At 65.2% G+C, this 25,105-nt stretch carries 28 protein-coding genes; 9 read left to right on the top strand and 19 right to left on the bottom strand.

Annotated features, from left to right (window positions below; all coding sequences use genetic code 11):
• Positions 1–63: 63 nt before the first annotated feature.
• The 4 genes from LWH48_RS12715 to LWH48_RS12700 all read left to right on the top strand — a co-directional run bounded on the left by LWH48_RS12715 (position 64) and on the right by LWH48_RS12700 (position 2,301).
• Complete coding sequence (locus tag LWH48_RS12715) at positions 64–927, top strand: SDR family oxidoreductase (RefSeq protein ID WP_232912862.1); 864 nt, start codon at positions 64–66, stop codon at positions 925–927.
• A 95-nt stretch (positions 928–1,022) separates the two neighbouring features.
• Positions 1,023–1,268 (top strand): type II toxin-antitoxin system CcdA family antitoxin, encoded by a 246-nt coding sequence (locus tag LWH48_RS12710; RefSeq protein ID WP_232912861.1) that lies wholly within the window; start codon positions 1,023–1,025, stop codon positions 1,266–1,268.
• Positions 1,268–1,585, top strand: a complete 318-nt coding sequence (locus tag LWH48_RS12705) for a CcdB family protein (RefSeq protein WP_232912860.1) — start codon at positions 1,268–1,270, stop codon at positions 1,583–1,585. The genes LWH48_RS12710 and LWH48_RS12705 overlap by 1 nt, the downstream gene beginning before the upstream one ends.
• 128 nt (positions 1,586–1,713) lie before the next feature.
• Entirely contained in the window at positions 1,714–2,301 is a 588-nt protein-coding gene (locus LWH48_RS12700; protein WP_232912859.1) for an NAD(P)H-dependent oxidoreductase, read from the top strand.
• Between the two features lie 23 nt (positions 2,302–2,324).
• On the opposite strand, the gene LWH48_RS12695 is transcribed toward LWH48_RS12700, so the two are convergent.
• The 11 genes from LWH48_RS12695 to LWH48_RS12650 all read right to left on the bottom strand — a co-directional run bounded on the left by LWH48_RS12695 (position 2,325) and on the right by LWH48_RS12650 (position 12,704).
• Complete coding sequence (locus LWH48_RS12695; protein ID WP_232912858.1) at positions 2,325–2,783, bottom strand: hypothetical protein; 459 nt, start codon at positions 2,781–2,783, stop codon at positions 2,325–2,327.
• A gap of 12 nt (positions 2,784–2,795) precedes the next feature.
• Complete coding sequence (locus tag LWH48_RS12690; RefSeq protein ID WP_232912857.1) at positions 2,796–3,149, bottom strand: hypothetical protein; 354 nt, start codon at positions 3,147–3,149, stop codon at positions 2,796–2,798.
• A gap of 39 nt (positions 3,150–3,188) precedes the next feature.
• The gene (locus tag LWH48_RS12685) at positions 3,189–3,818 is read right to left on the bottom strand and encodes a hypothetical protein (RefSeq protein ID WP_232912856.1); all 630 of its coding nucleotides are present in this window, start codon (positions 3,816–3,818) and stop codon (positions 3,189–3,191) included.
• A 27-nt stretch (positions 3,819–3,845) separates the two neighbouring features.
• Entirely contained in the window at positions 3,846–4,301 is a 456-nt protein-coding gene (locus LWH48_RS12680) for a DUF6998 domain-containing protein (RefSeq protein ID WP_232912855.1), read from the bottom strand.
• Between the two features lie 10 nt (positions 4,302–4,311).
• Positions 4,312–4,650, bottom strand: a complete 339-nt coding sequence (locus tag LWH48_RS12675) for a hypothetical protein (RefSeq protein ID WP_232912854.1) — start codon at positions 4,648–4,650, stop codon at positions 4,312–4,314.
• Between the two features lie 9 nt (positions 4,651–4,659).
• Positions 4,660–5,514 carry a DUF3553 domain-containing protein gene (locus tag LWH48_RS12670; RefSeq protein ID WP_232912853.1) on the bottom strand — a complete coding sequence of 285 codons (855 nt, stop codon included), beginning with the start codon at positions 5,512–5,514 and terminating at the stop codon, positions 4,660–4,662.
• 91 nt (positions 5,515–5,605) lie between these two features.
• On the bottom strand, positions 5,606–8,008 hold the full coding sequence (gene hsdR / locus LWH48_RS12665; RefSeq protein WP_232912852.1) for an EcoAI/FtnUII family type I restriction enzme subunit R: 2,403 nt from the start codon (positions 8,006–8,008) through the stop codon (positions 5,606–5,608).
• A 351-nt stretch (positions 8,009–8,359) separates the two neighbouring features.
• Entirely contained in the window at positions 8,360–8,491 is a 132-nt protein-coding gene (locus LWH48_RS18270; RefSeq protein ID WP_269816202.1) for a hypothetical protein, read from the bottom strand.
• The gene (locus tag LWH48_RS12660; protein ID WP_269816201.1) at positions 8,488–9,732 is read right to left on the bottom strand and encodes a restriction endonuclease subunit S; all 1,245 of its coding nucleotides are present in this window, start codon (positions 9,730–9,732) and stop codon (positions 8,488–8,490) included. Before LWH48_RS12660 ends, LWH48_RS18270 begins: the two co-directional genes overlap by 4 nt.
• Entirely contained in the window at positions 9,729–11,201 is a 1,473-nt protein-coding gene (locus LWH48_RS12655; protein WP_232912850.1) for a class I SAM-dependent DNA methyltransferase, read from the bottom strand. Before LWH48_RS12655 ends, LWH48_RS12660 begins: the two co-directional genes overlap by 4 nt.
• A gap of 369 nt (positions 11,202–11,570) precedes the next feature.
• Entirely contained in the window at positions 11,571–12,704 is a 1,134-nt protein-coding gene (locus LWH48_RS12650; RefSeq protein ID WP_269816200.1) for an alkene reductase, read from the bottom strand.
• Between the two features lie 199 nt (positions 12,705–12,903).
• Between LWH48_RS12650 and argE the strand changes: the two genes are divergently transcribed.
• On the top strand, positions 12,904–14,058 hold the full coding sequence (gene argE / locus LWH48_RS12645; RefSeq protein ID WP_232912849.1) for an acetylornithine deacetylase: 1,155 nt from the start codon (positions 12,904–12,906) through the stop codon (positions 14,056–14,058).
• 34 nt (positions 14,059–14,092) lie between these two features.
• The gene (locus tag LWH48_RS12640; RefSeq protein WP_232912848.1) at positions 14,093–14,809 is read left to right on the top strand and encodes a glutamine amidotransferase; all 717 of its coding nucleotides are present in this window, start codon (positions 14,093–14,095) and stop codon (positions 14,807–14,809) included.
• A 3-nt stretch (positions 14,810–14,812) separates the two neighbouring features.
• Here LWH48_RS12640 and LWH48_RS12635 read toward each other — a convergent pair whose 3' ends face one another.
• Together LWH48_RS12635 and LWH48_RS12630 are read right to left on the bottom strand one after the other, a co-directional pair.
• Positions 14,813–15,796: a DMT family transporter gene (locus tag LWH48_RS12635; RefSeq protein ID WP_232912847.1), complete on the bottom strand. Its 984-nt coding sequence runs from the start codon at positions 15,794–15,796 to the stop codon at positions 14,813–14,815.
• A gap of 111 nt (positions 15,797–15,907) precedes the next feature.
• On the bottom strand, positions 15,908–17,611 hold the full coding sequence (locus LWH48_RS12630; RefSeq protein ID WP_232912846.1) for a DEAD/DEAH box helicase: 1,704 nt from the start codon (positions 17,609–17,611) through the stop codon (positions 15,908–15,910).
• Between the two features lie 440 nt (positions 17,612–18,051).
• On the opposite strand from LWH48_RS12630, the gene LWH48_RS12625 reads away from it, so the two are divergent.
• The gene (locus tag LWH48_RS12625; protein ID WP_232912845.1) at positions 18,052–18,501 is read left to right on the top strand and encodes a YaiI/YqxD family protein; all 450 of its coding nucleotides are present in this window, start codon (positions 18,052–18,054) and stop codon (positions 18,499–18,501) included.
• A gap of 51 nt (positions 18,502–18,552) precedes the next feature.
• On the top strand, positions 18,553–18,666 hold the full coding sequence (locus LWH48_RS12620) for a DUF188 domain-containing protein (RefSeq protein ID WP_442908316.1): 114 nt from the start codon (positions 18,553–18,555) through the stop codon (positions 18,664–18,666).
• A 46-nt stretch (positions 18,667–18,712) separates the two neighbouring features.
• Here LWH48_RS12620 and hslR read toward each other — a convergent pair whose 3' ends face one another.
• Both hslR and yrfG read right to left on the bottom strand, forming a co-directional pair.
• Positions 18,713–19,096, bottom strand: coding sequence for a ribosome-associated heat shock protein Hsp15 (gene hslR, locus LWH48_RS12615; protein WP_161431109.1), 384 nt, complete (start codon positions 19,094–19,096; stop codon positions 18,713–18,715).
• A complete protein-coding gene (gene yrfG / locus LWH48_RS12610; protein WP_232912844.1) occupies positions 19,089–19,796 on the bottom strand; it encodes a GMP/IMP nucleotidase in 708 nt (235 codons plus the stop codon). Before yrfG ends, hslR begins: the two co-directional genes overlap by 8 nt.
• A gap of 72 nt (positions 19,797–19,868) precedes the next feature.
• On the opposite strand from yrfG, the gene nudE reads away from it, so the two are divergent.
• Entirely contained in the window at positions 19,869–20,453 is a 585-nt protein-coding gene (gene nudE, locus LWH48_RS12605) for an ADP compounds hydrolase NudE (RefSeq protein ID WP_232912843.1), read from the top strand.
• 6 nt (positions 20,454–20,459) lie between these two features.
• Here nudE and LWH48_RS12600 read toward each other — a convergent pair whose 3' ends face one another.
• The 4 genes from LWH48_RS12600 to LWH48_RS12585 all read right to left on the bottom strand — a co-directional run.
• Entirely contained in the window at positions 20,460–21,545 is a 1,086-nt protein-coding gene (locus tag LWH48_RS12600; protein ID WP_232912842.1) for an oxidoreductase, read from the bottom strand.
• 61 nt (positions 21,546–21,606) lie between these two features.
• Positions 21,607–23,451, bottom strand: a complete 1,845-nt coding sequence (gene ilvD / locus LWH48_RS12595; RefSeq protein ID WP_232912841.1) for a dihydroxy-acid dehydratase — start codon at positions 23,449–23,451, stop codon at positions 21,607–21,609.
• A gap of 83 nt (positions 23,452–23,534) precedes the next feature.
• Positions 23,535–24,200: an ATP-binding cassette domain-containing protein gene (locus LWH48_RS12590; protein ID WP_232912840.1), complete on the bottom strand. Its 666-nt coding sequence runs from the start codon at positions 24,198–24,200 to the stop codon at positions 23,535–23,537.
• 1 nt (position 24,201) lies between these two features.
• A partial coding sequence (locus LWH48_RS12585; protein WP_232912839.1) for an ABC transporter permease subunit occupies positions 24,202–25,105 on the bottom strand: 904 nt, incomplete at its 5' end.

The raw sequence follows: 25,105 nt of genomic DNA, 5'->3' as shown, positions 1-25,105 counted from the left end.
AATCGGCTCCCGGGCCCTATGGTCGAGGCCCACCTCGCTCCCCCGCACTGAAAGGAAAACCGCATGCCAGCCACCCCGCCGCAGACGACCCGAAGCCTGCTGATCACCGGCTGCTCCAGCGGCATCGGGCATGCCGCGGCACACGCCATGGCCGAGCGGGGCTGGCGGGTTTTCGCAACGGCGCGCAAAGCAGAGGATGTGGCCCGGCTGCGCGAGGAGGGCTTCGAGGCACTTACGCTGGACCTGGACAGCAGCGACTCCATCGAGGCGGCGGTGGCAGATGTGGCACAGCGCACCGGTGGCACATTGACGGCGCTCTTCAACAACGGCGCCTACGGCCAGCCCGGCGCAGTGGAGGACCTCTCCCGCGACGTGCTGAGACAGCAGCTCGAGACCAACCTGCTCGGCACCCACGAGCTCACCACCAGGGTGTTGCCGATGATGCGTGCCCAGGGGCACGGGCGCATCGTGCACAACAGCTCGGTACTGGGCTTCGCCGCCCTGCCCTACCGCGGCGCCTACGTCTGCTCCAAGTTCGCCCTCGAGGGCCTCACCGACACCCTGCGCCAGGAGCTTCTCGGCAGCGGCATCCACATCAGCCTGATCCAGCCCGGCCCCATCTCCAGCCGCTTTCGCGAGAACGCCCACCGCGCCTTCCGCGCCAACATCGATACCCGGCACAGCGCCCATGCCGAGACCTACCGCAAGGTGGAGGCGCGCCTGGCCAGCCAGGACGGCAAGGGTGCCTTCACCCTGGGCCCCGAGGCGGTGGTGGCCAAGCTGATCCACGCCCTGGAGCACCCGCGCCCCCGGCCCCGCTATGCGGTGACCCTGCCCACCCACCTCTTCACCGCCCTCAAACGCGTGCTGAGCACCCGAGGCATGGATCGGGTGCTGCTGCGCGCGACGCGGGATGAACGGGAATGAATGCCCGGACAATCCGCCACGCAGAGCATGCCTTGCCGAACAACCATGATGCGCATACGCTATACGCATCGCCTATCTCGACGAGAGATCTCACCATGTCGCCACTCTTCGATGTCACGGCACCCAAGAAGGCCACCAATGTCAGCATCAACAGCGACCTGCTCCAACGCGCAAGGCGCCTGGGGATCAACCTCTCTGCCACCTTCGAGAGGGCGCTGACAGAAACGGTGCGTACCGAGCAGCAGGAACAGTGGAGGCGGGAAAATGCCACGGCCATCCAAGCCTACAATCGGACCGTGGAAGATCACGGCACCTTCGGCGATGGCGAACGGCAGTTCTGATGGCCCAATTCAACGCCTACGAAAACCGGAATCCAGCCTCGCGGCATCGCTATCCCTACCTGCTTGATATCCAGAGCGACCTGCTCGACGAACTGCGCACAACGGTAGTCGTGCCACTCAGCCCTGCGGCTCAAGCCGAAAGCATGCGAATGACCCATTTGAACCCCATCATCGAGATCGATGGCCAGCCCTTTATCCTCATGACACAGGAGCTCGCCGGTATCGAAAGGAAGCGACTCGGTAAAGCGGTTCATGACCTTGGCGGCTATCGCGACCGGATCATGACTGCTATCGACTTCCTGATTACCGGCATCTGATTCACCCGGCAGCCAGCGGATAGGCCACAGTGCCCGCTCTGCCCATGCCTTGATACCCGTCAAGGTGATTGCCGACCTGACGACTACACTGAGGGTCAGGCCCCCTGCCTCACCGAGAGGTCGTCGTCATGCACCAGCGCATCCTGATCCTGCAGGGTCACCCCGACCAGAGCGAAACTCACCTCTGCCACGCCCTGGCCGACCACTACCGCGCTGGCGCGGAGCAGAAGGGCCACGAGATCCGCCAGATCGACCTGGCCAGCCTCGAGTTTCCCCTGATTCGCAGCCAGAAGGAGTGGGAGCACTCGCCCCTCCCCGACAGCCTGGCCGAGGCCCAGCAGGCCATCGGCTGGTGCCAGCATCTGGTGCTTATCTTCCCGCTGTGGCTTGGTGACATGCCGGCCATGGTCAAGGGCTTTCTGGAGCAGGTGCTGCGCCCGGGCTTCGCCTTCGAGTACGAGGAGGGCAACCCCCTGGGCAAGAAGGGGCTGAAGGGGCGCTCGGCACGGGTCATCGTGACCATGGGCATGCCGGCGGCCATCTACCGCCACCTCTATCGGGCCCACAGCCTCAAGTCGCTGGAACGCAACATCCTCGGCTTCGTCGGCCTGTCACCGATACGCGAGACGCTGATCGGTGGCGTGGAGGGGATGAGCCAGAAGCAGGTCGACGACTGGTTCCGAGAGGTGCACACCTTCGGCGAAGAGGGCCGGTAGGCGGGCGTCACCTCGCCTCCTCCCTACCGATCAACTCCCAGATACTTGATCCGGCGGTAGAGCACGGCTATGCCACCATTGCCCAGCATCATGCCGAGGCCCAGCACCACCACGACCAGGGCGTCATAGGCCACGGCACCCGCGCCCGTGTAGGCCGCCACCAGCATGCCGACGTGGCGCATCACCAGGTACACACCGATCAGGAAGGTGCCGGCACGCACCAGGGCCTCGTCCGCGATGCGAGCACCGGCGTCGGCCTCGACGCCGCCATGCAGCCTCTCCGCCAGCCGGCCGGCGAAGCACCACAGCAATACGCCGCCCACCATGGGTACCGCCACCGTGGAGATCAGCACCGGCAGTAGCTCGGCTGACCAGAACTCCCCGACATTCGGGCCCAGCAGCGCCGGCAGCACCGAGAACAGGGTCTTCAGGAAGAGATAGAGACCCAGCAGGCGGATCAGCAGGATGGAGAAGGGCTTCATGGTGGCTCCCGGTCAGTCCTCCGCCTCATCGTCCTCGATGGACGTGCCCAGTGAATCGACGATCGTACTGTGGCACTCGACATCGAACCACTCGTCAAAGCGCTTCAGGGTGAGCTTCGGCCATAGCGTGGGGTCGGTGTACCAGCCCTCCAGCTCGGATTCGAACAGGAGGCGCCAGTTGGCCTTGACCCACCGTCTGACCTCCTCCGGCGACTCCGCCACCTCGTCGCTGATCAGGTAGACGGTCAGGTCGCTGTTGACCTCTGCCAGGGTAACGCTGCTGCCACCCGGCGAGGGATTGGCGTCGTTGATCCACTGCACGGCCGGAGCCTTGTAGCGCAGCAGCAGGGCGGAGCGGTTGAGCATGGAGCACTCCTCTATCGAAATCGAAGGCAGCTCTGACGTTCAGGTTGAAGGAAAGGTGATAGAACGATGAACGCTCGGTCCGAAGCCAGCCTGCAACGCCCTCACGGTAGACTTCGGCGTCAGCACATTCACCACGGTCCTTGAACCGCAAGGCTCTGACTGATGGTAGCCCTCGAAGCTCCAGCGCCAGTGGTTGCCTTCCCAGACGAGATACGCCTGACCATCATGCTCGAAGAAGGCACCATCCGGCAGTGCTTCAACGGAGCTTTGCCAGGTCACCTTGCGCCGCCGAGCTATCCGCTCATGGTGCAGCTGCCGATCCATCTCGGGCATAAGCACACCATCCGGATCTTCAGGTCGATTGGCCAGCGCCCAATACCGCTTGAACTCGAGGGCCCGCTCTCGCTGGCACTCCTGGCAAGGTCGATGGCCCGCTGCAAGCGCCGACGCCTCGTCAAGGAAGAACAGCTCCGTGTATTTGCCGGGGGTCATCAACTCCCGGCGTCGCCCCTTGAACTTAAGGACACAGATGATCCAGCGCTGGACGGAGTGGGTCTTGACCACCTTCTTCTCGGCATCATGAAGGGTGCCGCGGTTTCCCATCAGGGTGCCACGAGCCGGAGATGACAAGATCTGACCAGACGGATCGACCCGGTTTTGTAGTGGCATGACTCACATCCTTATGAAGGAAAATAATCACGTGACAGCTGGTAACCGATCATCCTCTGCCACTGTCTGGTTAAGTTGACCCAGTCGCCTGATGGAGATCTGAAACTGTCCATTGCTGGGACGACGTTTGCCTGAAAACTGCTCCCAGACGATACGCCCCGGGCCATTGAAGACCTCCTCAAAGCTGCCGTCATTCAGGATTCTGATGACAATGGCATGCGCCGGCTGGCTCCGAAACGCCACGCTTCGAGACTGGGTTGCCTTGATTTCCACTTCCAGGCCCGAAGGTGACAGAGCATCGAAGCCCTTGTTGGATGCCGTCAGCAGTTCCAGGCCATAGGCATCGGCAACCAGGCACTCACCAAGGCTGCCAACCATATGCCCATCGGGAGTGAAATGTCGTCCGGGGAACATGGCCTCCAGTTCCGACACCGTCGCATAGAGCTGTTGCACCAGCGACTTCAGCCTGTCGTGATCGATCATGGGAGGCCTGTCATTCACGATGCATGAGCGACGCGTCGATCACGGCTTGAATCTCTGAAAAGGCAGAAAGTGAATTTGCCGCTCGATATAGAAGGCGCTTGACCTCCTCTTTCTCACCCTCCTTCTCAAGGAGCTCCAACGCCATTGCAATATTGTCCCGTACCGTATTAGCCCAGATACCATAGCGTGACAGAGTTGCAGAGCCATGATCCAACTGGTTCATAACAGCACGTTCGAGCCTTGGAAAGAGAGGATCCATGCCTCCCCCGACGAGGGAAGAAGAGCGAAAAAGGATGCTCTCTTCACTGTACCGTAGGATGATGTTGTCAATTTCTTCTTGGTTGCTCATAAACACCTCTCAATGCGGTGAAATGCACCACATGAATGACTGGACGTCAATCATGTCCCTTGGCTCCAGCTCAGCAATCTCGACCTTGATGGTGTTAGAGAAGTCCAATACCGACTTGTAGGTCAGCCAGTTTAGCTGTGGTTGGTAGTTGATCTCGAAGCGGCATATCTCTGCAGCATGTTGGGTGATCGTCGGCTTGATGAACATGCTGGTTTCGGAATGTACCAGGAAAGGGAAATAGGTGGCTGTTGTCCACTTCGCTGCACCTAGGGTTTCGAGACAGCGGCAGAATGCCTCGAAGCGTGATGAAAGGCCTTCCTCGCCATAGAGCAGTGCATAGAGGCGCTCGACAAATAGCTGCTGATTGGCCCGAGATTGAAGACCATCCTTCAGCGCCATCTTCTCATTCGGGAACACGAGGTTTGTCGCTGCTATAACCCTCATGGCGCTACGGCATAACTCAGCATAATCCTCTTGTTGAATGCCCGGATTCAAAGCACCTTCAGACAGAGTCTCTCTTGCCAACGCACTGGCCTTTTCCTTGTAACCTCGCTCCTCATCATAAAATTTTTCACCATAGAATCCGCCAGGAAACTGAGAAAGAAACGTCTCGATTGAATCAGGAAGGCTCTTGTATTTCTCAAGCGTTTTGGAGCTTTTAATCCTTAGATTATCCAGCAGCTCATGGCTTGCTTCATCACCAGTGACCAGCACAGGCGCCACATAATCCAAGCGTAGTGACTTCTCGCCAGCACCCACAAAAAAAATACGCGCAACGCCATTCCTTGAATCCTCAAGGACTTCCCCAACACCCCAGCCTTCCATCTTTGGATGCCTGACCCGCTGCCCCTTGGTGTACTCCATAACACCTCCTAAAAAATCTCTCTAAAATAAAACGTCGAAAACCTTATCGACTACGAAAAGGATATTAATTACTGGATAACGACAAGGCGAACTACTCATACAACCTCGCCTGGAACCCGATAAAGACGTCACGGATATTCTCGACGCTGCCTAGCTCGGCGATGGCGTCGGTGGGTGTCTGGTACTTCAGCTGGATCAGGTTCGGCAGCCGCTCCTGAGCGAGCACACCAACGCCGCTTTCGACGTAGTGATCCAGGATAAAGCTCAGGAACTCACGCTGGCGGTAGTCATACTCCGCAAACAGCTGGCTTCGGTGGCTGGCGACCCGCTCCTCGCGGCTAATCGGTGGCAGCGCGAAGGCGATGTAGGCCAGCACGTCGAAGAGGTCGCTGTTCTCGGCATCCACCAGGCGTGCGATATCGCGCAACTGCTCGCTGCCGTAGCCCTTCTCGGCCAGGCGATCCAGCAGCCCCTGGCGAGTGTCAGGTTGGCTCCACAGCTCGCGAAGGGTGTCCTCGTCCTGAAACAGGGCCGGCAGGTCGCCGTAGAGGCGACGGATGAAATCGGCAGCGCTGATCGGCGTGCCATCCGGGCTCCAGAAGCTGGTCGCGCTCATGTGCTGCAGCTGCCGGTACTTGCCCGGCGCCAACTCGATCTCCACCACGCGCCTGCCGCCCCCGCCGTCGCACTGGCAGGGCGACTCGCCACACACCGGGCAAGGCTCCGGCGGTTCCTTCTCGCAGGTGCAGGGGCGGTTGCCGCAGGCCTCGCATGGCTCCGGCGGGCTGACCACGCAGGTGCAGGGGCTCTCGCCGCAGCGGCCACAGGGTTCGGGCGCCATGGGCTCGCCGTCCCACTCGGGGTCGTTGAAGTGCTCGTAGGCGCGCACGAAGTCGAGGATGGTGAAGTGGTCCTTGCCGTCGAACAGGCGCGTGCCGCGGCCGATGATCTGCTTGAACTCGATCATCGAGTTCACCGGGCGCATCAGCACGATATTGCGGATGTTGCGCGCGTCCACACCGGTGGAGAGCTTCTGCGAGGTGGTCAGGATGGTGGGAATGGTCTTCTCGTTGTCCTGGAAGCGGCGCAGGAAGCGCTCGCCCTCGGCCCCGTCATCGGCCGTCACCCGCACGCAGTAGTTGGGGTCGGGGTGCGTCTTGGCCTGGTTGATCAGGTCGCGCACCGCCAGGGCGTGTTCCTGGTTGGCGCAGAACACCAGCGTCTTCTCGCGCGGGTCGATCATCTCCATGAACACCTGCACCCGATACTTCTCGCGCTCCTTGATCCTGATGAGGCGGTTGAAGTCGGCTTCGGTATAGCGCCTGCCCTGCTCCACCTCGCCCTGTACCACCTCGTCATCCGGGGTGTAGACGTAGTCGTCCAGGGTGGTGGCGATCTGGCGCACCTTGAACGGCGTCAGGAAGCCATCGTTGATGCCCTCCTTCAGCGAGTAGACGTAGGCCGGCTCGCCGAAGTAGGCGTAGGTGTCGGTGTTGGTGGTGCGCTTGGGGGTGGCGGTCAGGCCGAGCTGCACCGCCGGCGAGAAGTACTCGAGGATGGCGCGCCAGCTGCTCTCGTCGTTGGCGCCGCCGCGGTGGCATTCATCGATGATGATCAGGTCGAAGAAGTCCGGCGGGTAGTCGCCGAAGCTGGGCGCCGGGTTGCCTTCTGCATCGCGGCCGCTCATGAAGGTCTGGAAGATGGTGAAGAAGAGGTTGCCGTTCTTGGGCACCCGCCCCTGCTTGCGGATCGCATCGGGGGCGATGCGCACCAGGGCATCCTCGGGGAAGGCCGAGAAGCTGTTGTAGGCCTGGTCGGCGAGGATGTTGCGGTCGGCCAGGAAGAGGATGCGCGGCCGGCGCCGGGTCGCCTCGTCGCCCTGCCAGGCAGCCAGGTTCCAGCGGCTATGGAACAGCTTCCAGGCGAGCTGGAAGGCGATGGCGGTCTTACCGGTGCCGGTGGCGAGCGTCAGCAGCACGCGCTGGCGACCGGCGGCGATCGCTTCCAGCGCCTGGTTGATGGCGTTGTGCTGGTAGTAGCGCGCCTGCCACTGGCCGCCATTGTCGTGGAAGGGCACCTCGCCGAAGCGCTCGCGCCAGGAGTTGGGCTCGGGGAAGGTCTCGGCCCACAGCGCCTGGGGCGAAGGGTAGCCGACCACCGGGCCTTCCTCGCCGGTGTGCATGTCGACCCGGTAGAGCCCCACCCCGTTGGTGGCATAGGCGAAACGGGCCTGCAGCCGTTCGGCGTAGCGCTTGGCCTGGGCCAGGCCCTCGGTGACAGGAAGGTCGCGCTTCTTGGCCTCGATCACCGCCAGCTTCTGGCCCTGGTAGAAGAGCACATAGTCGGCGATGTCACCACGGGTGCGCTGCCCGGCGACCTGGAGCCGCCCCAGGGTGATGACCTCGCGCCGTACCCGGCTGCCCGCCACCACGCCCCATCCTGCCTCCTTCAGGGCGGGGTCGATCAGCTCGGCGCGAGTGTCGGCTTCGTTCATGAGCGGCTTCCCTGTGGTGCGTTCCCTGCGTCCTTGAGTACCCTTCGGCTCACTATCTCGATTCGGCGGCGGCTTGTCCAACCATGGGCAACTCATCAGAAATCCTTACAAGTTGCCCGGCCGGTAGCGAGGCGGCTGATGAACAGCCGAGGATTCCTCGGCAGTTCATCGGGATATGGCTCGCCTACGCCGTAACCATCCGGAATCTCCGGATGGTTCATCATGCTGGAACAGTGCCATAACACACAGGGCACCAGCTGTTGCATTTTTTGCAGCAGCTGGTTAGGAACCTGACCAGGCAGCACCCAAAGCGAACTGCTTCCAAAATGGAAACAGTTGCATTTTGTCTCGTCAGAATATCCTGATGGACTGGCAGATAGCCTTCAGTATGTGCAATTTTTGCACATTGCTTTCCCCATATATATCGACCGCCTGATCGGCTTCCTGGTAGATGATGATGGGGGTCTGGTTATCGGTACTCATGCCGTCTCCTCCTCCACCGCCGCCTCGGCCTTCTTGGCCGTCAACTCGCCGGAGAAGGCCTTCTGCAGCAGGGACTGCTTTAGCTCGGCGAGGGCGGTGAGCTTCTGCTGGTAGATGGCTTCGATACTGCTTACTGCCGATGACAGTTCATGCAGGTTCGCCGCTATCTCCACCTGCTTGACCAGCGGTGGGAAAGGAAACTTCTCTTTCTCGAAGGTGCCAAGATTGATATTGTCCTGCGCACTGCCCTTCCCCTTAGCCTTCAGCACCGTCTTGACTGACTGAAGGAGGTACTCAACGTACTCTTTAGATGCCTTTTTCTCGTCAACCACCAGGCCAATGATGCTATCAGGGAAACAGGCATCGAAACCCAAGATCCCGGTTTCCGCGATATTAGCCGCAATCGTTATGCATATCGTCCCTTCCAGCCATAGCTTGCTTTGCGCGAGACCGGCTTCGTTATAGGTCGCTGAATATTTCTTGATGACATGATTAGATTTCCGAACATCACCAGTCTGAATGAAGGGGTAATCCCCGCCATATAACATGGGGTCGTTACGAGGCCTGTGCTTTGACTTTCCCCGACCATAGTCAACGCATACATCTTTCAATGGCTGGTCAACCCAGCCGTCACCGCGCTGGGCGAAGACAGCGGACAAATAGCCATCGAAAAGCTCACGCACATTGGCGAGATTATTTTCGGTATTGGCAACGACCGTATCGATTCCCTCGAAGGCCTCATCAAGAATGGCAACGATGCGCTTTTGTTCTTCTATCGACTCAGGAAACGAGACGAAGAACTGGTTTTCCAACTTCTGCCTTGGAAGCTCCGTCTGACCACTCGCCCCTTCACCGCTATTAATTATTTCATCTTCTATCTTGATCAGCATGTAGCCGAAGAAATCGTGATAGAAAACTCCGTCAACGGGCCTAACGATTGTCACATGGGTATCAACAGTAGCTGGCTCATCCGGATCTCTTCGAACTTGAGCAACTCGCCCTAAAGTCCCTGTACCAGTCGAGTTCACCAGCACATCGCCAAGCTGGATGAAGCGTTCCTGCGGAACCTTCTTGACCTCAACATTATGCCGGCGCGCAAGATCGTAATTTATGGAATGATCTCGAATACATTTCTGGTTGATGACGCAGACGCCACCCGCATCAATGTACTTGGGGGCAATGCCCCGCTTGATCATCTCACTGACTTCACCTAGCTTCGCGCTCTTCCACCCTTCCCTCATAACATCCCCCGAATCCCTTCCAGGATCTCCTCGGCCTCGCGGTCCAGCGTCTCGATCTCGTTGATGATCACCTCGGGGTCGCGCAGCGGGGCTTCCTCGGCCCTGTTGGGGTTCTTCACCGAAAGATCGAAGGTCTCGCGGTCCAGGTCGTTGACGCTGACCTTCCACGAATTGTCGGAGTCGGCGAAGGTCGCCTGCAGCTGAATGAACTCGGCCAGGTCGTCGTCATTGAGCGGATTGGTCTTGCCCAGGCTGCGGCCGGGGTCGAGCTGGTAGTACCAGATATCGCGGGTGGGGGCGCCCTTCTCGAAGAACAGCACTACCGTCTTCACGCCGGCGCCGAGGAAGGTGCCACCGGGACAGTCGAGTACTGTGTGCAGGTTGCAGCTCTCCAGCAGTTCCTGGCGCAGCGCTCTGGAGGCGTTGTCGGCGTTGGAGAGGAAGGTGTTCTTGATCACCACCGCCGCGCGGCCGCCGGCCTTCAGCCGCTTGATGAAGTGCTGCAGGAAGAGGAAGGCCGTCTCGCCGGTCTTGATCGGGAAGTTCTGCTGGACCTCCTTGCGCTCCTTGCCGCCAAAGGGCGGGTTGGCGAGGATCACGTCGAATCGGTCCTTCTCCTGCAGGTCGGCGAGGTTCTCGGTCAGGGTGTTGGTGTGCACCAGATTGGGCGCCTCGATGCCATGCAGGATCATGTTCATGATGCCGATGACGTACGGCAGGCTCTTCTTCTCCTTGCCAAAGAAGGTGTGGTTCTGGAGTGTATCGAGCTGCTCGGTGGTGAGCCGGCGCGGTTCGTCGCTGCCAAAGCCATAGCGCAGGTAGTCGTGGGCCTCGCAGAGGAAGCCAGCCGACCCCGCCGCGCCGTCATAGAGGCGCTCGCCGATCCGGGGGTCGATCACCCGGATCATGGCGCGGATCAGCGGGCGCGGGGTGTAGTACTCGCCGCCGTTGCGCCCGGCGTTGCCCATGTTCTTGATCTTGGCCTCATAGAGGTGCGAGAGCTCGTGCTTCTCGGCCTGGGAGCGGAACTGCAGGCTGTCCACCAGTTCCAGGGCGTCGCGCAGGCTATAGCCGCTCTGGAACTTGTTGCGCACCTCGCCGAAGATCTCGCCGATCTTGTACTCGATGGTGTCCGGCCCGCTGGCGCGCTCGCGAAAGCCCTGCAGGTAGGGGAAGAGTTCGCGATTGACGAAGTCCAGCAGGTCGTCGCCGGTCAGGGCGCGGTCGCGATCCAGGTTGCCGTTGCGATCGCGGGGTGCGGCCCAGGTGGACCACTGGTAGGGCGTGTCGATGATGAAGTCGAAGGACTTGCCGGCCAGGGTGGCGTTGATGGCGCGGCTCTGCTCCAGATCGTCCAGGTACTTGAGGAACAGCAGCCAGGAGGTCTGCTCGGTGTAGTCCAGCTCGGTGGCGCAACCGGCCTCTTTCCACAGCACATCGTCGATGTTCTTGAAGGTCTGCTCGAACATGGGGGTCCGCGGGTCCTTGCGATGAGAATCGTGGGAGTAATGCTACGCCGGGGCGCCTGGCGGCGCCAATCGCCCGGCAGAGCCGGCCTCCTACAAGGCTGCTTCATGCCAAGGTGCGATGACCTTATTTTAATTTCGGGCCGAAATTAAAATAACCGGCATCGCTATTTTAACTTCCTGGCGCTTCACGCTGGTCGTCATGTCGATGCCATCGACATATCGGCAGACATGTCGAAAAAATTGCGTTTCGTGAACATGTCCCGACGACCTTTCGACGCCTTGGACATATCGCCGAAGGCCTCTCCCATCACGCCACAAGCCCGGCTCGATGGCCGGGCTTGTGGCGTTAAGCGGCTGGCTGGCGTTGGGTCAGCCGAGGCGGTCGTAGCCGTTGTCGAGGAAGGGGTAATCGGTGTAGCCCGCCTCGGCGCCGCCGTAGAAGGTGGCGTGGTCGGGCTCGTTGAGCGCGGCGCCCAGCCGGAAGCGCTCGGGCAGGTCGGGGTTGGCGATGAAGGGGCGGCCGAAAGCGATGGCGTCGGCGCTGTTCTCGTCGAGGCGCGCCTGGGCGCGTTCGGCGTCATAGCCGCCGCAGTAGATCAGCCCGCCCTTGAAGCGCTCGCGCATCTGCTCGCGGAAGCCCTCCGGGTAGGTGATGTCGGCACCCGCGAAGCCGGGCTCGTTGAAGTGGAGATAGGCCAGGCCGCGACGATTGAGCTCATCGGCCAGGTAGTGAGCCATTTCCTCAGGCTCCTCGTCGGTAAGGCCGAACAGCTCGAGGAACGGCGTCAGGCGGATGCCGACGCGCTCGGGGCCGAACACCTCGGCCACCGCATCGACCACCTGCAGCGGGAAGCGAGCCCGATTCTCCAGCGAACCGCCGTACTGGTCGGTGCGCTGGTTGGTGCCGGTAGCCAGGAACTGGTTGAGCAGGTAGGCGTTGGCGGCGTGGACCTCGACCATGTCGAAGCCGGCGCGCTTGGCGCGCACGGCGGCCTGACGGTAGTCCTCGACGATGCCGGGGATCTCGTCGGTCTCAAGCGCCCGCGGGGTGCTGGTGGGGTGCGGCCCCGCCGTGCCGTCCTCGAACTCGACGAAGCACTCCGCGCCCTCACCTTTCAGGGCGCTGGGGGCCACGGGCGGCTGGCCGTCGGGCTGGACCATCTCGTGGGAGACGCGGCCGACGTGCCACAGCTGCAGGGCGATGCGCCCGCCCTTGGCGTGCACGGCCTCGACCACGTCACGCCAGCCGGCTTCCTGAGCGTCGGTCCAGATGCCCGGGGTGTAGACATAGCCCCGCGCCGTGGGCGAGATGTTGGTGGCCTCACTGATGATCAGGCCCGCACCGGCTCGTTGGCCATAGTAGGCCTGCTGCAGCTTGCCCGGCACGCTGTCCGGCGTGCGCGAGCGGGTCAGCGGCGCCATGATCACCCGGTTGGGCAGGGTCAGGCTGCCGATCTGCAGCGGCGTGAACAACCCGGGGTTGCGCAGGGATGTATCGGTCATGGATCGCCTCCTGAGGCAAAGGGTATTTCACTGAATGAAGATGCGACACACCATAAGCCTGTTAACGGCCAGCGCCAAACCAGAGAGAGGATCGACCAGATAGCCTGGCGCTATCACCCACGCACCCTGCCCCGCCTTCGGCCCGCCCCGCCGGCGTGGTAGTCTGCTGCGACTCTCTTCCTCAGTTCAGGAGTGCAGCATGACCGCCGCCGAGATGCTCGACCGCCTGGTGGGCTTTCCCACCGTCTCGCGAGATTCCAACCTGGCCCTGATCGAGTGGGTCGAAGCCTGGCTCGACAAACACGACGTGGTGCACTGGCGGGTGGAAAGCGACGACGGTCGCAAGGCCAACCTGCTGGCGCGCATCGGTCCGGACGTGGCCGGTGGCGTGGTGCTCTCGGGCCATACTGACGTGGTGCCGGTGGAGGGCCAGCCCTGGGCCACCGATCCCTTCACCCTGACCGACAAGGGGGATGGTCGCCTGTATGCCCGCGGCACCTGCGACATGAAGGGCTTCATCGCCTGCGCCCTGGCCGAGGTGCCGCGCTGGGTGAGCATGGAGCTCGAGACGCCGATCTGGCTGGCGCTCTCCTACGACGAGGAGGTGGGCTGCATCGGCGCGCCGCGCATGATCGAGAAGCTGATGGCCGAGCATCCGCTGCCGGCGGCGGTCATCGTCGGCGAGCCGACCCTGATGCACCCGGTGGTGGCCCACAAGGGGGCCACCAACCTGCGTACCACGGTCACCGGCCGCGCCAGCCACTCCAGTCAGGTCAACCAGGGGGTCTCGGCGATCCACGTGGCGGCGCGGCTGGTCACCTATATCGAGGAGGTGATGGCCGAGCTGCGCGCCGAAGGGCGGGTCGACGAGGCCTTCAATGTGGTGCACTCGAGCCTGCACGTGGGCAAGATCAGCGGCGGCACGGCGATCAACATCATGGCCCGGGAGTGCACCTTCGAGTGGGAGATTCGCCACCTGCCCTCGGACCGCTTCGAGGACCTGATCGGCCGGGTCGAGGCCCGCGCCGCCGAGCTCGAGGCGGAGATGCGGAGCCGCGCGCCGGAGGCGAGCATCGTTACCCAGGCGCTCAACCAGACGGTGCCGGCACTGGCCGACGACAACAATGCCGAGGTGCTGGCGCTGTGCAACGCCCTGCTCGGCGAGCGCCCCGCCGGCGCGGTGGCCTACGCCACCGAGGCCGGCCAGTTCCAGCGCCAGGGGCTACCCACGGTGATCTGTGGCCCAGGCAGCATCAGTCAGGCTCACCAGCCGGACGAGTACATCGAGCAGGAGCAGCTCGAGGCCGCAGTGCGCTTCATGGCGGCACTGGGCGAGCGCCTGCAACGAAAGTAGAATACGGAGCCGTCATCCCACGCCAGGAGTTCCCATGCCCCGACTGCTGATCGTCAAGACCGGCGATGCCTTCCCCGAAGTGATCGAGCAATACGGCGACTTCGAGGCGCTGTTCCGGCAGGCACTGGCGGAGGCCGGCTTCGTGGCCGAGGTGTTCGACGCCCGCCACGAGCCGCTTCCCGACCTGGCGGAAGTCGACGGCCTCATCGTCACCGGTTCCCACGCCATGGTCAGCGACGCGGAGCCCTGGAGCGAGGCACTCAAGCCCTGGCTGGTCGCGGCCCGGGAGCGCAACCTGGCGATGCTCGGGGTGTGCTACGGCCACCAGCTGATGGCGGCAGCCTTCGGTGGCGAGAGCGGCTACCATCCGGCGGGGCGCGAGTCCGGCACCCACGGGGTGTCACTCACCGACTCGGGCCGCGAGGACCCGTTGCTGGGCACCCTGCCCCGCCACTTTTCCGCCCAGCTCACCCACGCCCAGTCGGTGCTCAAGGCACCCAGCGGCGCGGTGGTGCTGGCGCGCAACGACCACGATGCCCACCAGGCCCTGCGCTACGGCCCGCGCCAGTGGAGCGTGCAGTTCCACCCCGAGTTCACCCCCGAAGTGATGCGCGCCTACCTGGCCCGCCAGGTCGACAAGCTGCGCGACCAGGGGCAGGACGCCCACGCTCTGATGCGCCGCGTCATCGACACGCCCGAGGCGCGCTCGCTGCTGGTGCGTTTCGCCCAGGCGGTGGCGCCAGCCTCCTAGGGGTCAGTGGCGCTCGCCCACCGGCGGGGCGGGCTCGCCACGTGCAATGCTCGCCTCGGCGGCCTCATCACGCAGCCGCCTGGCATCCGGCGCGCCTTCGGCGGCCTTGCGCCGCTGGCGAGCGAGGTCACGCAGCGAGCTTGCCAGCATGGCGGCGACGATCATGCCGCCCCCCACGAAGGCCAGCGGTGCCGGCACCTCGCCGACCCACCACCACACCAGCAGCGTGCCCACCAGGGTCTCCAGCAACATCACCAGACTCACCTCGGCGCCCGGCAGATAGCGTGCCCCGGTCTGGATCAGGAAGTAGGCCAGCGGCAGCAGCAGCCCCATCAGCAACAGGCGCTGCATATCCTCGCCCCCCGGCAGCTGGGCACCTCCCATGAGGGCCGCGGGCAGCAGCATCGCCAGGCAACCCAGCGGCAGTACCACGGTGGTATCCAGGCCGCGCTTGCCGGTACCAGGCCGGGAACTGGCCACGCTGGTATTGACCGCAATGGAGACCGGGATGATCAGCGCCACCCCCAGCCCCAGCAGGCTGCCCTGCCCCACTTCGCCGGCGGCCATCAGGCTGGCCCCGACGATGCATACGCCGATCACCACCCAGGTCTGGCGGCGCAGTCGCTGGCCGAAGAACAGCATGCCGATCAGCCCGGCCACCAGCGGCGCCAGGTTGAGCATCACCAGCACGTTGCCTGCCGAGGTCAGGCGGGTTGCCCCCACGAAGGCCCAGGCACTGGCGGCGAACGCCAGCGGACACCAGAGCGCCGCCGGGCCGCAGTCGAGGATCGCCTGACCCAGACGCTGGCGGTAGCGTGCGGCGGCGATCAGCAGCAGCACCAGGCCCAGCATCAGCCCGCGCCAGAACATGAAGGTGGCCACGTCCACCGAGGTGTCCTTGACCAGCAAGGCATCCGGCGAGAGCAGCAGCACGCCGCTCATGGTGATCAGGTAGCCGCGCAGGCGAAACGGCAGCCGCTTCCACATCGGGGAGTCCTCCTTCCAGGCGAGATGGCGTAGTTACCAACGACGACAGGCCGGAGCGAGGCTCCGACCTGTCGTTGGGTGGGGTGCCGCCCGAGGGCGGCATCCGGGGCGTTACGCGCGCGACTGGCGACGAATCGGTGACTCGCCGTCATCGCTGCGACGACGCGGGGCACGCTCGGGGGCGCCACGGTCCTCGCTGATCTCCAGCGGACGGCCGGCGACGCGGGCGCGGGCCATCTTGGCCAGGATGCTGGCGGGCAGCGAGTTGGGCAGCTCGACCACCGAGAAGGCGTTGCGGATATCGATGCGCCCGATGCGGGCCCCTTCGATGCCGCCCTCGTTGGCCAGGGCGCCGACCAGCTGGCCGGGCTTGACGCCGTCCTTGTGGCCCACGGAGACGCGATAGCGAGTCATGCCCTCGCTGGGACCACGCTCGCGGCGCGCCGGCTTGCCGTCACGCGGGGCGCGATCGTTGCGCTCCTTGCGCGGTGCCTGCAGGCGACCGATGGGCGCCTCGTCGGCACGCGCCAGGCGGGCGAAGGCACAGGCCAGCTCGACGGGGTCATAGCCCTCGCCGATCAGGCGCTCGACCAGGGCCTGCTGCTCTTCGGCACCGGCGGTCAGGGCGGCGATCACCTTCTGGTGGAAGGCCTCGTCGCGATGGGCGCGGATGGCCGCCTCGTCGGGCACCTCCATCTCGCTCATCTTCTGGCCGGTGGCCTGCTCGATCCAGCCCGCCTTGCGACCTTCGCGGAAGCCCACGAAGGTGATCGAGATACCGGTACGTCCGGCACGGCCGGTACGACCGATGCGGTGGGTGTAGGCCTCGGAGTCCTGGGGCAGGTCGTAGTTGAAGACGTGGGTGATACGCGGCACGTCGAGCCCGCGGGCGGCCACGTCGGTGGCGATCAGCACGTCAACCTTGCCGCGCTTGAGGCGCTGGATGGTGCGCTCGCGCAGGCTCTGGTCGAGGTCACCGGAGAGGCTGGCCACGTTGAGACCGCGGGCGGAGAGCTGCTCCATCAGAGTGGTACAGGCCGCACGGGTACGCACGAAGACGATGGCACCGTCCACCGGCTCCACCTCGAGGATGCGGGCCAGCGCTTCCAGCTTGGCGCCACCATCGACGCGCACCAGGCGCTGCTCGATGTTCTCGCCGGTGGTGGTGCGGGACTCGATGGCCACCTTCACCGGGTCCACCAGGTAGCGATTGACGATGCGCTCGATCTCGGCAGGCAGGGTAGCGGAGAAGAACACCCGCTGGGCCGCCTTGGGGGTGTCGGCGACCACACGCTTGACGTCGTCGATGAAGCCCATGCGCAGCATCTCGTCGGCTTCGTCCAGCACCAGGGCGGAGAGGCCGTCGAGCTTGAGGCTGCCGCGATCCAGGTGATCAATGATCCGGCCCGGGGTACCCACCACCACCTGGGCACCGCGCTTCAGCGCGCCCAGCTGCTCACGATACTCCTGGCCGCCACACAGGGTGGCCACTTCCAGGCCCTTGAGGTTCTGACCGTAGCGGGTGAAGGAGACGGCAACCTGCTGCGCCAGCTCACGGGTCGGGGCCATCACCAGCACCTGGGGCTCGCGACGGGTCAGCTCGAGACGCGAGAGCAGCGGCAGCGCGAAGGCCGCGGTCTTGCCGGTGCCGGTCTGGGCCTGGCCCAGCATGTCGCGCCCTTCCAGCAGTGCCGGAATGGTCTCGACCTGGATCGGCGAGGGGGTCTGGTAACCCAGAGACTCGACAGCAGAGAGAACGGCAGGCAGCAGAGCGAGATCGCCGAAGCTCGGCGAAGCGACAGAAGAAGAGGTCATCAATCACACCTTGGTAGGCCGGGATCACCGGCGTAAATTCATTGGCGTCCCTGACGCAGCAATAACGGTCAGGCGCGCTGTGCCCTCGAGGGGTGGCAGCACGGGACATCGGAGTCGGGGACGCCGGTCGCACCTGGCATCGGGTCAGCGCCATCGACGATGGCAGCGAACCCCTGTGGCGACCGTTTGCGCCGATCTCGCCAGAACGGCGGGATCTCGGTGGCGCTCCATCTACACAATTCGAACGCTTGCGGCCTTCAGCGATGGCGCTGGGCCTGGCGTTGCGGCGCCCATCCTGTGCTCGGTTGGTGACCGGCGGCGGTGGCGTCGTACATGATGGTGGGGTCAACACATGCGAGGAGCGCGCATGCTACCATCGTCGACCCGCCCTGGCCAGCCTTTTCGGCTGCCCTGTTGTTGCTGCTGATCGAGGAGATGTCATGCCTAGCGTGTGGGTCGATGCCGACGCCTGTCCCAAGGTGGCCCGTGAGATTATCGTGCGTGCCGCCGAGCGTACCCGCATGGCGGCCTGGTTCGTGGCCAACCATACGGTGCCACTGCCCCGCTCCCCGTGGGTCAAGGCGCTGGCCGTCAGCCAGGGCTTCGATGCCGCCGATAACGAGATCGTCGAGCGCATCCAGCCGGGCGACCTGCTGATCACCTCGGACCTGCCCCTGGCCATGGCGGCCATCGAGCGGCAGGCGAAGGTGATGACCACCCGCGGCGAAGCCCTGGACGCCAACAACATTCGCGCCAGGGTGCAGATGAGGGACTTCATGGAGACCATGCGCGCCAGCGGCGAACACACCGGCGGCCCCAACGGCTATTCCGACAGCGACCGCCGCGAGTTCGCCAACGCCCTGGATCGCTGGCTTGCGAAGAACGTCTAAGCGATGACGCATCTGCACCCGGGGTGCAGATTCGGCTGATTCAAGGGCAGCATGGAGACCATGCGCGCCAGCGGCGAACACACCGGCGGCCCCAACGGCTATTCCGACAGCGACCGCCGCGAGTTCGCCAACGCCCTGGATCGCTGGCTGGCGAAGCAGCGGTAACAGGACCGGGGCACCTGACGGCGCCAATCGCGCAGGATCTGCGCTCCTACTCCTGGTTGCGTTGGAAGCGCTGGATCTCGCGGCGCTGCTTCTTGTCGGGACGCTTGAGGGGATGCTGCATGGCCTGGTTGGTGAGCCGGCGCGCCTCGGCTTCGCGCTCGCGGCGGGCCACGCTCTCCTCGGTCTCACGGTAGAGGGCGCGGGCCTCTGGGGCGCCGCGGCGCTGGTCGGAGAGCGCAATGACCTCCACCTCGAGGATATCCCAGCCCTGGGGCACGCGGATGATGGCCCCCACCTCCACGGTCTTGCTGGTCTTGGCCCGGGCACCGTTGTAGTGCACCTTGCCGCCCTCGATGGCCTTCTTGGCCAGGCCGCGGGTCTTGAAGAAGCGTGCCGCCCATAGCCACTTGTCGAGCCGTACACTATCCATGGGCATTCTCCCCTCCGTTCCTCTCCGCCCCCGGGGCCAGCGGCGGCTCGTTGCCGGGCAGGATGGCAGCGAAGGTATCCAGGGCGACGAACTCCTCCAGCTCACGCTCGGGCCGTCGACTGTCGGGCTGCTTGATGCCCAGCAGATGGCGGATACCGAACGTCCGAGCGCTCTCCAGCACCCGCGGGTTGTCATCGATGAACAGGGTGCGAGCGGGGTCGAAGGGCTCCACCTCCTGCAGCGCGAACCAGAACGCCTGCTCCTCCTTGGGCACGCCGAGGTCGGCGGAGGAGACGATGGCGTCCAGATACTGCTCCAGGCCGGTGAGCGGCAGTTTGAGCTCGAGGCTGGCGCGGTCGGCGTTGGTGGCCAGCACCACCCGCGGGTGGGCCTGCTTGAGCCATTTGAGGAAGTCCAGGGCGTCGCCGCGCAGGCCGATCAGGTGCTGGATCTCGCGCTTGAGGGCGACCACGTCGACGTCGAGCTCGCGGCTCCAGTAGTCGAGGCTGTACCAGCTGAGGGTGCCCTGCTCGTGGAGCACCTTCGAGCGCACCACCTCCTGGGTGGCCTCATCGAGCTGGTGCAGCTCGACGTAGCGGCGCGGCAGGTGCTCGAGCCAGAAATGGCTGTCGAAATGCAGGTCCAGAAGGGTGCCGTCCATGTCCAGCAGGACGGTATCGATGGCGCGCCAGTCGATCATGGGGATTCCGGGTCGTGGCTTGCGGGAGGTGATATGGTAACAGGCGATCCCTCCCCCAGAAACGGAGCCGCCATGACCTCGCCCAGCTGGCCGCAGAAACCCGCTATCCTCGACCGCCGCTCGGTGGCCAGGAGCCGCCTGTTCCACGTGGAGTCACTGGACCTGCGCTTCTCCAACGGCGAAGAGCGCACCTTCGAGCGCCTGACCGGCAGCGACAGCGGCGCGGTGATGATCGTGGCCATGCCCGACCCCGAGCAAGTGCTGCTGATCCGCGAGTACGCCGCGGGATTCGAGGACTATGTGCTGACCCTGCCCAAGGGGCTGGTGGACCCCGGCGAGGACATCATCACCGCGGCCAACCGTGAACTGATGGAGGAGTGTGGCTTCGGCGCCCACAACATCCAGCCGCTGGTCGAGCTGTCGCTGGCGCCCAACTACATGCGCCATCGCATGCAGGTGCTGCTGGCCAGTGACCTCTACCCCAAGCGCCTGCCCGGTGACGAACCCGAGCCACTGATCGTCGAGACGCACTCGATCCACGAGCTGCCCGCCCTGCTCGCCCGGGAGGACTTCCATGAGGCCCGGGCCATCGCCGCGCTGTATATCGCCCGCGACAAGCTGCTCGAACGCGAAGCGGAGACGGCCCTACGCTGGTAGCGGGACTCAGCGCCGGTGCAGTCGCTGGCGCAGCAGCCCGTTGCCCTCCTTGAGACGCACCCAGCGCGCCTGGCGATAGCTGTCCAGGCCCGCCTCCAGCAGTTCCATCACCTCCATGGCACCGTCCAGCGGCACCGGCGGTGGCGCATCGTGCAGCAGCATCTCGGCCACCCCGGTATAGAAGGCTGGGTAGTCGCCGGGCCGGTTGGGCTGCTCATGCACCGCCGGTGTTTCGCTCTCGTCACTGGCCAGGGTCAGCCGTCCGGGCTCGGGGTCATCGCCCAGGCCCGCCACCACCGCCAGGTTCTCCCTGAGACGCGTCTCCTGGGGATCCTGGCCGAACTTCACATAGCTGCCGAGGGTCCCGTGCACCCGGAAGCGGGGCGTGGGGTCGGCCACCAGAGAGCTCGCCTGGAGGGTGACCCGCGGGCCGTCGTACTCCAGCAGGCAGAGGAAATCGTCGTCCACCTCGGCGCCGTCGCGCAGGGTGGCGAGCTCCAGCAGGATCGCCCGCGGCATGCCGAACAATTGCACCACCTGGTCGAGCAGGTGCGGCCCCAGGTCGTACCAGATCCCCCCGCCCGGTCGATGGTTCTCGAGCCAGCGATCGGTCACCGTGGGCCGGAAGCGATCGAGGCGTGACTCCAGCGACACCACCCGCCCCAGGGTGCCCGCCTCGAGCAGCCCCTTGAGGGTCAGGAAGTCGCTGTCCCAGCGGCGGTTGTGGAAGACACTCAGGCTACGCTCGGCGTTATCCGCCTGGGTGCGCAGCAGGCGTGCCTCGGAGAGCGACACCGTGAAGGGTTTGTCCACCACCACATGCTTGCCCGCGGCGAGCGCCGCCTTGGTCAGCGGGAAGTGGGTATCGTTGGGGGTGGCGATGACCACCAGGTCGATATCGCGACGCGCGAACAGTGCCGGCGCCTTGGCCAGCACCTCCACCTCCGGCAGGTCGGCGTGGACCCGTTCGGCATCGCCGCTGACCACGGCGACGAGCTCCATGCCCTCGGTGGCCTGGATCAGGGGCGCGTGGAACACCTGGCCCGCCTGGCCGTAACCGACCAGCCCGACGCTGAGCGTATGGGTCTTCATCGCAGCCTTCCTTGAAAGAGACGCCGACGCCCCGGCCTGGGCCGGGGCGTCGGGGAGTGGATCAATCGAGCTTGGTCAGATCGCGTACCGCACCCTTGTCGGCCGAGGTGGCGAGCAGTGCATAGGCCTTGAGTGCCGCGGAGACCTTGCGGTCGCGCTGGATACTGGGCTTCCAGGCATCGGCCCCCCTGGCCTCCATGGCCGCGCGGCGCTCCGCCAGCTCCTCATCGGAGAGCTTGACGTTGATGGCGCGGTTGGGGATATCGATCTGGATGATATCGCCCTGCTCGACCAGGCCGATGGCGCCGCCGGCAGCGGCCTCCGGGGAGGCGTGGCCGATGGAGAGCCCGGAGGTGCCGCCGGAGAAGCGACCGTCAGTCAGCAGCGCGCAGGCCTTGCCCAGCCCCTTGGACTTCAGGTAGCTGGTCGGGTAGAGCATCTCCTGCATGCCGGGACCGCCCTTGGGTCCCTCGTAGCGGATGACGACCACGTCGCCCTCCTTCACCTGGCCACCGAGGATATGCTCCACCGCCTGGTCCTGGGACTCCACCACATGGGCCGGGCCCTCGAAGACCAGGATCGACTCATCCACCCCGGCGGTCTTCACCACGCAGCCGTCGACGGCGATGTTGCCCTTGAGCACGGCGAGACCACCCTCGGTCGAGAAGGCGTGGTCCAGGTCGCGGATGCAACCGCTGGCACGGTCGCCATCGAGGCTCGGCCAGCGCGCGCTCTGGGAGAAGGCCACCTGGGTGGGCACGCCACCGGGGCCAGCGCGGTAGAACTCCACCACCTCGGGACTCGGGTTGCGCATGATGTCCCATTCGTCCAGGGCCGCCTTCAGGGAGTCGCCGTAGACGGTGGGCACCCGGGTGTCGAGCACGCCGGCGCGATCCAGCTCGCCGAGAATGGCCATGATGCCGCCGGCGCGGTGCACATCCTCGATATGGTACTTCTGGGTGTTGGGAGCCACCTTGCACAGCTGCGGCACCTCCCGCGAGAGGCGGTCGATATCGGTCATGGTGAAATCGACCTCGGCCTCCTGGGCGGCGGCCAGCAGGTGCAGGATGGTGTTGGTGGAGCCACCCATGGCGATATCCAGGGTCATGGCGTTCTTGAACGCCGCCTTGGAACCGATGGCACGCGGCAACAGGTGCGCCTCGTCACCCTCATAGACCCGCTTGGCCAGCTCGACGATGCGATGACCGGCGGTCTCGAACAGGCGGCGGCGGTCGGCGTGGGTGGCCACCACGGTGCCGTTGCCCGGCAGGGCCAGACCCAGCGCCTCCATCAGGCAGTTCATGGAGTTGGCGGTGAACATGCCGGAACAGGAGCCGCAGGTGGGGCAGGCGCTGCGCTCCACCTCGGAGAGGGTCTCGTCATCGACGCTGTCGTCGGCGGCCATCACCATGGCATCCACCAGGTCGAGGCCGTGGTCGAGCAGCTTGGTCTTGCCCGCCTCCATGGGGCCGCCGGAGACGAAGATCACCGGGATGTTCAGGCGCATGGCGGCGTTGAGCATCCCGGGGGTGATCTTGTCGCAGTTGGAGATGCACACCAGCGCGTCGGCGCAGTGGGCGTTGACCATGTACTCGACGCTATCGGCGATCAGGTCGCGGCTGGGCAGCGAATAGAGCATGCCGTCGTGGCCCATGGCGATGCCGTCGTCCACGGCGATGGTGTTGAACTCCTTGGCCACCCCGCCGGCCTTCTCGATCTCGCGGGCCACCAGCTGCCCCATGTCCTTCAGGTGCACGTGCCCCGGCACGAACTGGGTGAAGGAGTTGGCCACGGCGATGATCGGCTTGTGGAAGTCGTCATCCTTCATGCCGGTGGCGCGCCACAGGGCGCGGGCGCCGGCCATGTTGCGACCGGCGGTGGTGGTGCGGGAACGATACTCGGGCATGGTGTCCTCTTCTTCGCGTGCGGCCGCCTGTGCCGGCGGCTCGGTGTCCAGGTCAGCCCCCGATTCTGTCACGCGCCCGGCCGTCAGGCCAGTGGCTCAGGCAGCGGCACCAGCCGTCCCGCCTCCAGCCGACAGCGGCGATCGGCCAGGGCATCAATGTCGTCGCGGTCGTGGCTGACCAGAATCACCGCCGCGCCCGGCTCCTTCTGCCGGTGCACCAGGGCCCACAGGCCCGCGCGGGTGGCCTCGTCGAGGCCGGTGAAGGGCTCGTCGAGCAGCAGCAGCGGCGAGGCCCGCAGCAGGGCGCGCAGCAGCGCCACCCGCTGGCGCTGGCCGCCGGAGAGTTCGCTGGGCAGACGCGCCTCGAGGCCGGCCAGGCCCACCTCGGCAAGGCCTTCGGTGATGCGCCGGCGCTGGTCGGTGGTGAGCCGCAGGTCCGGCGCCAGGCCGAGCCCCAGGTTGGCCCACACCGGCAGGTGGTCGAAGAGGTTGTGCTCCTGGAAGACGGTGGTGATGCCACGCTCCCAGGGCGGGTGCGCCAGCAGGTCCTGCCCCCGCCAGGTCAGGATGCCGCCCTCGGGCTCGAGGAAGCCGGCCAGCAGCCCCAGCAGGGTGCTCTTGCCGCAGCCCGAGGGGCCCTCCACCGAGAGGCATTCACCCGGGGCCAGGCGGAAGGTGAAGCAGAAGGCCGGCGTCTCGCCGGGGTCGGCGCGGTCATAGTGGAAGGTCAGGTCGCGACAGTCGAGCATCTCAGGGTCTCCAGCGCGGACGGGGTGGACGGCGGGTCAGGCCACCCAGCACGGCGAAGGTCAGGGTCACCAGCACCAGCAGCAGCAAGGCGGTGGCCGCCGCCCCCTGCCAGCGGTAGCCACCCAGCTGCTGGTAGAGCAGCATCGGCAGGGTTGGCGCCGAGGGGCTGCCGAACAGGGCGATGACGCTGAAGTCCCCCAGCGACAGCGTCATGGCGTAGGCCAACGCCAGGGCCAGCGGACGGCGCAACCGCGGCCAGGTGAGCCAGCGCAGCCGAGCAGCCCCGCGCACGCCGAGCTGGTCTGCCAGGCGCGCCTCGGGGGCGGTGAGCCCCGGCAGTGCCCCGCGCAGCACCTGCATGGCGAAGGGCAGCGCCATCAGGGCGTTGACCAGCACCACCAGGGCGTAGCCCTCCCAGCCGCTGCCCAGGGTGGGCCGCAGCAGCAGGAAGAGCCCGGTGCCCAGCACCAGCGCCGGTACCACCAGGATCAGCTGACCGCCGCCCTCCATGACCAGGCCCAGGGCCCCGCGACCGCGGCGGCGCAGCCAGCGACTGCCGGCCAGCAGCGCCAGCGCCAGAGCAAGCGCTCCGAGGCCCGCTCCCAGCGCCATGACCAGGCTCCTCGCCGCCGCCGGCCACAGGCTCGCCGCCCGGGGTAGCTCGGCGAGCCCACCCAGGCCGGCGATGACGATGGCCGCCAGCGGCGGGGCCAGCAGCGCGACCAGGGCCAGCAGCCAGCCGGCGTCCACCCAGCGCGAGAGCCCCGCGGCGTCGCGGCGCCGCCAGCGCCCCAGGGACGGCCGCCGCACGCTGCCCACCATCAGCGAGGGCGCCCCGCCTCGGGAGAGCGCCAGCAGCCACAGGCCCAGGCAGATCGTCAGTTGGGTCAGCGCCAGCAGGGCG

Origin of the sequence: Halomonas sp. G15 (genome assembly GCF_021282295.1) — a bacterium.
GTDB lineage: Bacteria > Pseudomonadota > Gammaproteobacteria > Pseudomonadales > Halomonadaceae > Halomonas > Halomonas alimentaria.
The sequence above is the reverse complement of the archived record's forward strand: the minus strand, read 5'-3'. Positions and strand labels throughout refer to the sequence as shown.

Excerpts from the sequence above, each read along its gene's own strand:
- LWH48_RS12715 (WP_232912862.1), top strand. The coding sequence starts at position 64 with ATGCCAGCCACCCCGCCGCAGACGACCCGAAGCCTGCTGATCACCGGC.
- LWH48_RS12710 (WP_232912861.1), top strand. The coding sequence starts at position 1,023 with ATGTCGCCACTCTTCGATGTCACGGCACCCAAGAAGGCCACCAATGTC.
- LWH48_RS12705 (WP_232912860.1), top strand. The coding sequence starts at position 1,268 with ATGGCCCAATTCAACGCCTACGAAAACCGGAATCCAGCCTCGCGGCAT.
- LWH48_RS12700 (WP_232912859.1), top strand. The coding sequence starts at position 1,714 with ATGCACCAGCGCATCCTGATCCTGCAGGGTCACCCCGACCAGAGCGAA.
- LWH48_RS12695 (WP_232912858.1), bottom strand. The coding sequence starts at position 2,783 with ATGAAGCCCTTCTCCATCCTGCTGATCCGCCTGCTGGGTCTCTATCTC.
- LWH48_RS12690 (WP_232912857.1), bottom strand. The coding sequence starts at position 3,149 with ATGCTCAACCGCTCCGCCCTGCTGCTGCGCTACAAGGCTCCGGCCGTG.
- LWH48_RS12685 (WP_232912856.1), bottom strand. The coding sequence starts at position 3,818 with ATGCCACTACAAAACCGGGTCGATCCGTCTGGTCAGATCTTGTCATCT.
- LWH48_RS12680 (WP_232912855.1), bottom strand. The coding sequence starts at position 4,301 with ATGATCGATCACGACAGGCTGAAGTCGCTGGTGCAACAGCTCTATGCG.
- LWH48_RS12675 (WP_232912854.1), bottom strand. The coding sequence starts at position 4,650 with ATGAGCAACCAAGAAGAAATTGACAACATCATCCTACGGTACAGTGAA.
- LWH48_RS12670 (WP_232912853.1), bottom strand. The coding sequence starts at position 5,514 with ATGGAGTACACCAAGGGGCAGCGGGTCAGGCATCCAAAGATGGAAGGC.
- hsdR (WP_232912852.1), bottom strand. The coding sequence starts at position 8,008 with ATGAACGAAGCCGACACTCGCGCCGAGCTGATCGACCCCGCCCTGAAG.
- LWH48_RS18270 (WP_269816202.1), bottom strand. The coding sequence starts at position 8,491 with ATGAGTACCGATAACCAGACCCCCATCATCATCTACCAGGAAGCCGAT.
- LWH48_RS12660 (WP_269816201.1), bottom strand. The coding sequence starts at position 9,732 with ATGAGGGAAGGGTGGAAGAGCGCGAAGCTAGGTGAAGTCAGTGAGATG.
- LWH48_RS12655 (WP_232912850.1), bottom strand. The coding sequence starts at position 11,201 with ATGTTCGAGCAGACCTTCAAGAACATCGACGATGTGCTGTGGAAAGAG.
- LWH48_RS12650 (WP_269816200.1), bottom strand. The coding sequence starts at position 12,704 with ATGACCGATACATCCCTGCGCAACCCCGGGTTGTTCACGCCGCTGCAG.
- argE (WP_232912849.1), top strand. The coding sequence starts at position 12,904 with ATGACCGCCGCCGAGATGCTCGACCGCCTGGTGGGCTTTCCCACCGTC.
- LWH48_RS12640 (WP_232912848.1), top strand. The coding sequence starts at position 14,093 with ATGCCCCGACTGCTGATCGTCAAGACCGGCGATGCCTTCCCCGAAGTG.
- LWH48_RS12635 (WP_232912847.1), bottom strand. The coding sequence starts at position 15,796 with ATGTGGAAGCGGCTGCCGTTTCGCCTGCGCGGCTACCTGATCACCATG.
- LWH48_RS12630 (WP_232912846.1), bottom strand. The coding sequence starts at position 17,611 with ATGACCTCTTCTTCTGTCGCTTCGCCGAGCTTCGGCGATCTCGCTCTG.
- LWH48_RS12625 (WP_232912845.1), top strand. The coding sequence starts at position 18,052 with ATGCCTAGCGTGTGGGTCGATGCCGACGCCTGTCCCAAGGTGGCCCGT.
- LWH48_RS12620 (WP_442908316.1), top strand. The coding sequence starts at position 18,553 with ATGGAGACCATGCGCGCCAGCGGCGAACACACCGGCGGCCCCAACGGC.
- hslR (WP_161431109.1), bottom strand. The coding sequence starts at position 19,096 with ATGGATAGTGTACGGCTCGACAAGTGGCTATGGGCGGCACGCTTCTTC.
- yrfG (WP_232912844.1), bottom strand. The coding sequence starts at position 19,796 with ATGATCGACTGGCGCGCCATCGATACCGTCCTGCTGGACATGGACGGC.
- nudE (WP_232912843.1), top strand. The coding sequence starts at position 19,869 with ATGACCTCGCCCAGCTGGCCGCAGAAACCCGCTATCCTCGACCGCCGC.
- LWH48_RS12600 (WP_232912842.1), bottom strand. The coding sequence starts at position 21,545 with ATGAAGACCCATACGCTCAGCGTCGGGCTGGTCGGTTACGGCCAGGCG.
- ilvD (WP_232912841.1), bottom strand. The coding sequence starts at position 23,451 with ATGCCCGAGTATCGTTCCCGCACCACCACCGCCGGTCGCAACATGGCC.
- LWH48_RS12590 (WP_232912840.1), bottom strand. The coding sequence starts at position 24,200 with ATGCTCGACTGTCGCGACCTGACCTTCCACTATGACCGCGCCGACCCC.